This is a genomic window from Bacillus sp. JJ1764 (genome assembly GCF_036962145.1).
Taxonomy (GTDB): Bacteria; Bacillota; Bacilli; order Bacillales; family Cytobacillaceae; genus Neobacillus.
The window spans coordinates 17,278-24,277 of sequence record NZ_JBALNY010000112.1; the positions used below are offsets into that span (position 1 = coordinate 17,278).

Here is a 7,000-nt window from a genome sequence, read left to right on the forward strand (position 1 = left end):
GTAGGACGTTGCCGGGCACGAAAAAAGACAACCATATGGTTGTCTTTTTTCGTGATGGCGTGGGGCTAGCTGATCTTTGTATTAACTCCTAGTTAAATAATTGAGACTTTTTCAATTTAGCTGCACTAGAAATTGAGTGTTAAAAGCAGGTTATTCCACCAAAATTTACAACTATATTCTAATATGAAATGATGATATAGTAATACTATAAGTTCTTTAAAGAACTTAAGCTCAACAAGGACATTTGGAACGGGTCAGGGCGGGAACGCAGCAGCCATAACTTATGAAATTGTGTGGGCTAATACATAATACTGTGCCAATAAACGCTAAAACTCATTCTCCATTGAGCTTAGCGTTTTTTATTTGTTTATAACACTGATGTTTGGAGCGGAAATCAACATACAAGTATAATAAAATCTTTTATTGTGAAATATTGTAAAATTTATTGAGATTAACGTTTTTGTAATTAGAATGTTACCTGGCTTTAATAAAAGAAAGAACGATGTTGTGTATACTTTTTTTTATGGTGAGATTTCATTCGACAACCATGTTACAAAATGAAAAGTAAGACGTTATAAAGGAAGAGGGAGAAATATGTTTGGTTATGATACTAATATAGATCAATTTGCATCGATTAAAGTTATTGGTGTTGGCGGTGGGGGAAACAACGCAGTGAACCGGATGATTGAGGCGGGTGTAGAAGGTGTGGAATTTATTTCGGTTAATACCGATGCACAAGCACTTAATCAATCAAAGGCGGAAATTAAGTTACAAATAGGCGGCACCTTGACAAGAGGCTTAGGAGCGGGAGCCAATCCAGATATCGGGAAAAGAGCAGCGGAGGAAAGTACCCGTGAAATAGAGCTAGCTTTAGAAGGGGCAGACATGGTTTTTATTACAGCAGGTATGGGTGGAGGAACCGGTACTGGTGCAGCCCCAGCCATTGCTAAAATTGCAAGAAATCTGGGTGCTCTAACTGTAGGGGTTGTCACACGCCCTTTTAAATTTGAAGGCCATAAACGTGCAATGAACGCTAACCATGGAATTAAAGAAATGAGAGAAGCAGTGGATACCTTAATTATTATTCCTAACAATCGTTTGTTGGAAATTATTGATAAAAAGACACCAATGCTAGAAGCTTTCGCGGAAGCTGATAATGTTCTCCGTCAGGGCGTTCAAGGGATATCCGATTTAATCGCTGTCCCAGGTTTAATAAACCTTGATTTTGCAGATGTAAAAACGGTCATGTCGCATAAAGGAACAGCCTTAATGGGGATTGGGATATCTAAAGGAAGTAATCGCGCTGCTGAAGCTGCAATGAAAGCTTTAAATAGTCCGCTACTTGAAACATCTATAAATGGTGCTCAAGGTGTCATATTAAACATATCTGGAGGTCGAAATTTAAGTCTTTTTGAAGTACAGGAAGCAGCGGAAATCGTTTCTTCCGCTTCTCATGAGGAATTAAATATGATTTTTGGATCAGTTATTAATGAAAATTTAAGCGATGAAATCATCGTTACTGTCATTGCAACAGGATTTAATGATCAAGAGGAAGGTGAGTTACAAAAGCCATCTCAACGATTAGTGGAAGAAAAGGCTGTTTCATTTAAAAAGGAAGTACATAATCTTCTTCCAAAATCCAATATAGATTTTGAACAAAATACTAATCCTTCAGAAGAATCTATTGAGGATTTGCCTGCGTTTTTTCGAAATCGAAGAAACCGATATTAGAATTTAGGTTTCGGAAATGTTTCCAATTGCAAAATTCTTGAAATAAAGCAATTAATTAGTCTAATATAGTTCATGATACTTATATCACCAATGATCTTAGTTAAGAAAGGACTAACTAAAATGACTAATATAAATATTCCATTATCTGTTTTAAATCTGGTTCCGATTCGAGAGGGCCAAGATGCAAAACAAGCAATTGATTCAATGGTAGACTTGGCTCAGGCAGTGGAAGAAATGGGCTACAATCGTTATTGGATTGCGGAACACCACAACACGACCACTCTTGTAAGCTCTGCGACTTCTTTACTAATAAAACATACATTAGAACATACACAAAGTATTCATGTTGGCTCTGGCGGAATTATGTTGCCGAATCATTCACCATTAGTGGTGGCGGAGCAGTTTGGTACACTTGCTACCATTTACCCTGGACGTGTCGATCTGGGCCTTGGTAGAGCACCAGGTACTGATATGATGACAGCAGATGCATTAAGGCGATCTAAAAATGATTCAGTCTATACCTTTCCAAATGATGTGAAAGATTTGCTCACCTATTTTGGTCCTGAAGAACTCCAAGGCTATGTAAAAGCTTTTCCAGGTGTAGGAACGAATGTCCCTATTTATATTCTTGGATCATCTACTGATTCTGCTTACCTTGCAGCAAGTTTAGGATTACCTTACGTGTTTGCTTCTCACTTTGCACCAAGATACATGGAAGAGGCTATTTCTATTTATAAAAATCGATTCCAGCCTTCCGAATACCTAGATCAACCCTATATGATGGTATGTTTAAACGTGATTGCTGCTGAAACCGATGAGGAAGCTAATTTTTTATCTACTTCCACCCTGCAATTTTTCTTAAATGTTGTTCGAAATTCGAGAAAGCCATTACGACCACCAGTTGAAAACATGGATGAACTTTGGAACCCTATGGAAAAAGAAATGGTATTGGGAATGTCAAGCGTGACACTACTGGGAAGCAAAACGTCCATCCGGGAAAAGTTGACTTCGTTTCAGGAAAAATATCATGTCAATGAAATCATGGCCGTTTCGTACATTTATGATCAGGAAAAACAAAAACGTTCCTACGAAATATTGAAAGAAGTTGCAGATGGAAAGTAATGAACAATGTAGTTTGGAGTGAAGATCTTGAGCAGATGGTTTGCTAAATGGTATGACTTTTTTATGAACCCCTTAGAAAAAAGGAAGTTTATTAAAATTCGTCAGGAGTTGCTGTCAAAAGCATCGGGGCGAGTGCTTGAAATCGGCTCAGGGACAGGAATTAATTTTCCTTTATATAAGGGAGTGGATAAAGTAGTTGCGATTGAACCAAGCCCATTTATGCAAGAACGCTCACGTATAAAACACTCCCAAGCAACAGTCCCTATTAAAGTGGTTCTGGCAAGTGCTGAACAGCTTCCATTTGAATCGGACACATTTGATACAGTCGTAGCAACACTAGTGTTTTGTACCATTCCCAATCCAGAAAAAGCAATAGAAGAAATGAGGAGAGTTTGTAAGCCAAACGGCAAAATCCTCCTATTCGAACACGTTAAAATGGAAAACCGCTTTTTAGCAGTACTCCAGGATTGGGTGACCCCAGCTTGGAAAAAAATATGTGACGGTTGTTGCCTAAATCGGGAAACGCTGACACTATTAAGAACAAATGGGGTCTCAGTCCTGAATGTTGAAAACTATTATAGTGGATTATTTGTTAACATTGAGGCAGAAAATCAAAAATAATGAATGATCTAGTATAATGAAGTAATAGAGTACATAATCCATAAAAGGAAGCGGGTGTATGTTTTTTGAAAAAAGCTAAAGCAAATGTGAGTGCTATACTTATTGCGGATTTGTCCGATACTTTTGTTACGAGAAGGATTCCCGAGGTGAAATTAGAATTTGGTGGAATTCTAGGAGATCGTCATTATGGGGTTACCTTTCCATCTGATTCGCGCCAACCCATGTATCCGAGAGGAACGGTGATTCTAAATCGCCGACAGATTACGATTTTATCAGAGGAAGACCTACAAGAAATAGCTGATGATCTTGAGATCGAACAGATTTTGCCTGAATGGCTGGGGGCTAATCTATTAATCAAGGATTTTCCTCAACTTACCAAATTACCGATTGGCTCACGAATTCTGTTTCCTGGGGGAGCAGGCCTAATCTGTATGGGTGAAAATAAGCCATGTGTATTCCCTGGTGAACAAATTCAAATGCATTACCCTGACCAACCAAAACTGGCCACCCGTTTTGTAAAAGCTGGATATAAAAGGCGGGGGATTGTCTGTGCGGTGGAATGTCCTGGCAATATTAATGTGGGTGAAGAAGTTCAGATTCTGATCAACGATCCTGCTGATCCAATGCAATAAAAGGAGTCCAATACGAATGAATCCAGTCCAAGTGATCCAATCCCTTATTAATGTAGAAAATGTCCACAAAGCCACGGTTGTTCCGTTAAAACCGGGTCAAATGGTTTATGGCAGTGTGGAAAAATTTCTTCCAAATGATACCGCGATTGTCCGGATTGGAAATCGAAAATTATTTGCTGATGTAAAGACGCTTCTGTCTACAAACGAAAATTATTGGTTTGAAGTAGTAACGAGCAGTAATGAAGGGGTTCAACTAAAAGTTTTGGAGCAAAAAGGATCTGCTAATTCATCCCATTTTTTATTGAATAATTTTCAGCTTCCCGAAACGAAACAAAATCAGCAATTATTGCAATTCTTTTTATCCAAAAATGTCCCATTTACAAAGGAACAGATGAAGATAGCTGGTTTTTGGCTTCCGAACCAAACGGATCTAACGAAAGAATTAACAGCATTGGAATGGATGGTAAGAAAGGATCTTCCGTTTACGAAACCTATTTTTGATTCCCTACTAGCTGTCCAGGATGCAAGACCATTAAACCAGCAACTTTCTGAATTAGTTCAACAATTGGATGGGCCACAATTTGCCTCTTTTCAATCAACTGAGCCCTTAAAACAAATACTAGCTTCAATTATTGGTACAGAATCTTTCAATCAAGTATTAAATGGAAATGAAGCAAAACATATGCTGCAGTCCTTAATCCATTCATTAGGGCTTGAGTATGAAAAGGATGTAGGGCAGACATCAAACCATTTAGAGAATACGACTCATGTGCTAAAACCAATATTAATGGAAGCCATATCCGAGTTTGGTTCAAAAGGGAAAGAACTGGAGCCTTTATTAAATCGACTAACAGGCTTACAACTGCTTTCACAAGATTTTACCGGCACGATACAGCAAATGGTGATGCAGCTTCCGATTACACTTGGAAATCAGCCAACCGATGTGACTATACAATGGAACGGACGTAAAACCAAGGAAGGTCAGATTGACCCTGATTACTGTAGAATCCTATTTTACCTAGATTTACAAAGCCTGCATCAAACTGTAATCGATATGCAGGTTCAAAATAAAGTCGTTCACCTGTCTATTATTAACGATACAAAGAATCTGGAACCAGTCATCAATGCATTAACCCCTTCACTTAAAGAAAAATTAGAGACAATAGGATACAAACTTTCATTTGTAAACATTGTCCCTTCTTCAGAAAAAAGAGTAGTTCAGCATGTAAATAAACCGGAGCATTTATTTATGGAAGCCTATCATGGAGTGGACATCAAAATATGAATAAGCAAAATAGTAAACCACTACAAGCGATTGCTCTAGCTTATGACCTCCAAAAAGATGCAGCTCCAAAGGTTGTAGCAAAAGGCAAAGGGTCAGTAGCTGCCGGCTTGATTGAAAAAGCAAAAGAGCATAATGTTCCCATTCAAGAGGACTCGTCATTAGTCGAACTACTCAGCAAACTGCAAATAAATGAAACTATTCCAGAACAACTGTATAATGCGGTTGCGGAGGTATTTGCGTTTATTTACAATGTTGACAAAGAGCATTCCAAAAAATCAATAGTGGATCAAAAATAACTTCGAGTTAACCTCGGAGTTTTTTTATAGAAAAAGTAATGTACCCCATTGTTTTAATACATTAATTAGATTATTATCTAATTAGATATTAATCTAATAAGAGAGTGATTAAAATATGCAATTAAATAAAATCGTCGAATTCCATAAAGCATTAGGTGACCTGACCAGGATTAAAATTGTCGCGTTACTCCAGCAAGGACCCCTACATGGGCAAGCCATCGCTGGAAAATTGGGACTCACTCCACCAACCATTACTCATCATATTGCCAAACTCCGGGATGTTGGTCTGATTAAAGAAAGACGGGATAAGAACACCATCTATTTTTCCCTTAATGAAAAAATCCTGGAAATGAGTGCTAAAGCCATTTTGTCAGTAGGAACGGGGGGGACTTCAAATATGGAAATGTCAGTTACGGCAGAAGAAAGGGAAGCGATCATCAAAAATTTCTTCACCAAGGAGGGCAAACTGAAAAACTATCCGGCCCAACGTAAGAAAAAGCTAGTGATCCTGGCACACATAGCGAACGGATTAGAATTTGGAAAAGTGTATCCAGAAAAGGAAATTAACGAATTTTTAAAGCAATATCATGAGGACTATGCCACATTAAGGCGGGAACTGATCATGTGTCAATACATGTATAGAGAAAATAATGAGTATGAACTAAACCCTGTTGAGTTATGGTGGCTGCGTTAAGAAGTATTTTTTTGCAAACCTAATTAGATATTTGTGAAATTAGATGTATATATAAGTAGGTGGGGTAATGGGCATATCCTTGTTGAAACAAGAAAAACAATACCGGAAATTATTTTTAGCCGGGATTGTCAATGGAGTTGGTGATCGTTTTAGTTCAGTAGCTGTTTTGGCGATGATGCTGCAACTAACTGGGTCGGGTTTGGCTGTTGGTGTGACTTTAGCTATCCGACTGCTGCCATTTGTCATTTTTGCGCCGATCGGTGGTAAACTTGCTGATCGATTCTCACGAAAAGTGATTTTAGTTGTCACAGATTTAATCAGAATTGTTTTCGCCTTGGGCCTAATCTTTGTGGAGAGTGAAACTGATCTTTGGATCGTTTATGTCAGTTCATTTTTCCTAGCTGCCGGCGAAGCCATTTATTCACCTGTAAGAAAATCTTCCATCCCGCAGTTGGTAAATAAAGAGCATTTACTGAAAATAAACAGTTTGGAGCAGGTGCTAATTGGCATTGTTTTAATTGGGGGTGCCTTCTCAGGCGGTATCGTTGCTTCTATATTTGGGGCACATATCACATTTTGGTTAAATGCGGCCTCCTTTTTAGGAGCTGCTGCTCTTATC

The 7,000-nt window shown here is 38.3% G+C and carries 7 protein-coding genes and 1 pseudogene; all 8 read left to right on the forward strand.

Annotated features, from left to right (window positions below; translation table 11 throughout):
* Positions 1-594: 594 nt before the first annotated feature.
* Positions 595-1,552 (forward strand): annotated as a pseudogene (gene ftsZ, locus V7083_RS15920) (cell division protein FtsZ); the annotation flags it as partial.
* Positions 1,553-1,851: 299 nt separating this feature from the next.
* Positions 1,852-2,853, forward strand: a complete 1,002-nt coding sequence (locus V7083_RS15925; RefSeq protein WP_335479564.1) for an LLM class flavin-dependent oxidoreductase — start codon at positions 1,852-1,854, stop codon at positions 2,851-2,853.
* A gap of 18 nt (positions 2,854-2,871) precedes the next feature.
* Positions 2,872-3,474 (forward strand): class I SAM-dependent methyltransferase, encoded by a 603-nt coding sequence (locus tag V7083_RS15930; protein ID WP_335479566.1) that lies wholly within the window; start codon positions 2,872-2,874, stop codon positions 3,472-3,474.
* 65 nt (positions 3,475-3,539) lie between these two features.
* Positions 3,540-4,106 carry an MOSC domain-containing protein gene (locus tag V7083_RS15935; protein ID WP_335479568.1) on the forward strand — a complete coding sequence of 189 codons (567 nt, stop codon included), beginning with the start codon at positions 3,540-3,542 and terminating at the stop codon, positions 4,104-4,106.
* A 16-nt stretch (positions 4,107-4,122) separates the two neighbouring features.
* A complete protein-coding gene (locus V7083_RS15940; RefSeq protein WP_335479569.1) occupies positions 4,123-5,391 on the forward strand; it encodes a hypothetical protein in 1,269 nt (422 codons plus the stop codon).
* A complete protein-coding gene (locus V7083_RS15945; protein WP_335479571.1) occupies positions 5,388-5,687 on the forward strand; it encodes an EscU/YscU/HrcU family type III secretion system export apparatus switch protein in 300 nt (99 codons plus the stop codon). Before V7083_RS15940 ends, V7083_RS15945 begins: the two co-directional genes overlap by 4 nt.
* 115 nt (positions 5,688-5,802) lie before the next feature.
* Complete coding sequence (locus V7083_RS15950) at positions 5,803-6,381, forward strand: metalloregulator ArsR/SmtB family transcription factor (RefSeq protein ID WP_335479573.1); 579 nt, start codon at positions 5,803-5,805, stop codon at positions 6,379-6,381.
* 67 nt (positions 6,382-6,448) lie between these two features.
* Positions 6,449-7,000: MFS transporter (locus tag V7083_RS15955; protein ID WP_335479575.1), on the forward strand; the 552-nt coding region annotated here is incomplete at its 3' end.

Excerpts from the sequence above, each read along its gene's own strand:
- V7083_RS15925 (WP_335479564.1), top strand. The coding sequence starts at position 1,852 with ATGACTAATATAAATATTCCATTATCTGTTTTAAATCTGGTTCCGATT.
- V7083_RS15940 (WP_335479569.1), top strand. The coding sequence starts at position 4,123 with ATGAATCCAGTCCAAGTGATCCAATCCCTTATTAATGTAGAAAATGTC.
- V7083_RS15945 (WP_335479571.1), top strand. The coding sequence starts at position 5,388 with ATGAATAAGCAAAATAGTAAACCACTACAAGCGATTGCTCTAGCTTAT.
- V7083_RS15950 (WP_335479573.1), top strand. The coding sequence starts at position 5,803 with ATGCAATTAAATAAAATCGTCGAATTCCATAAAGCATTAGGTGACCTG.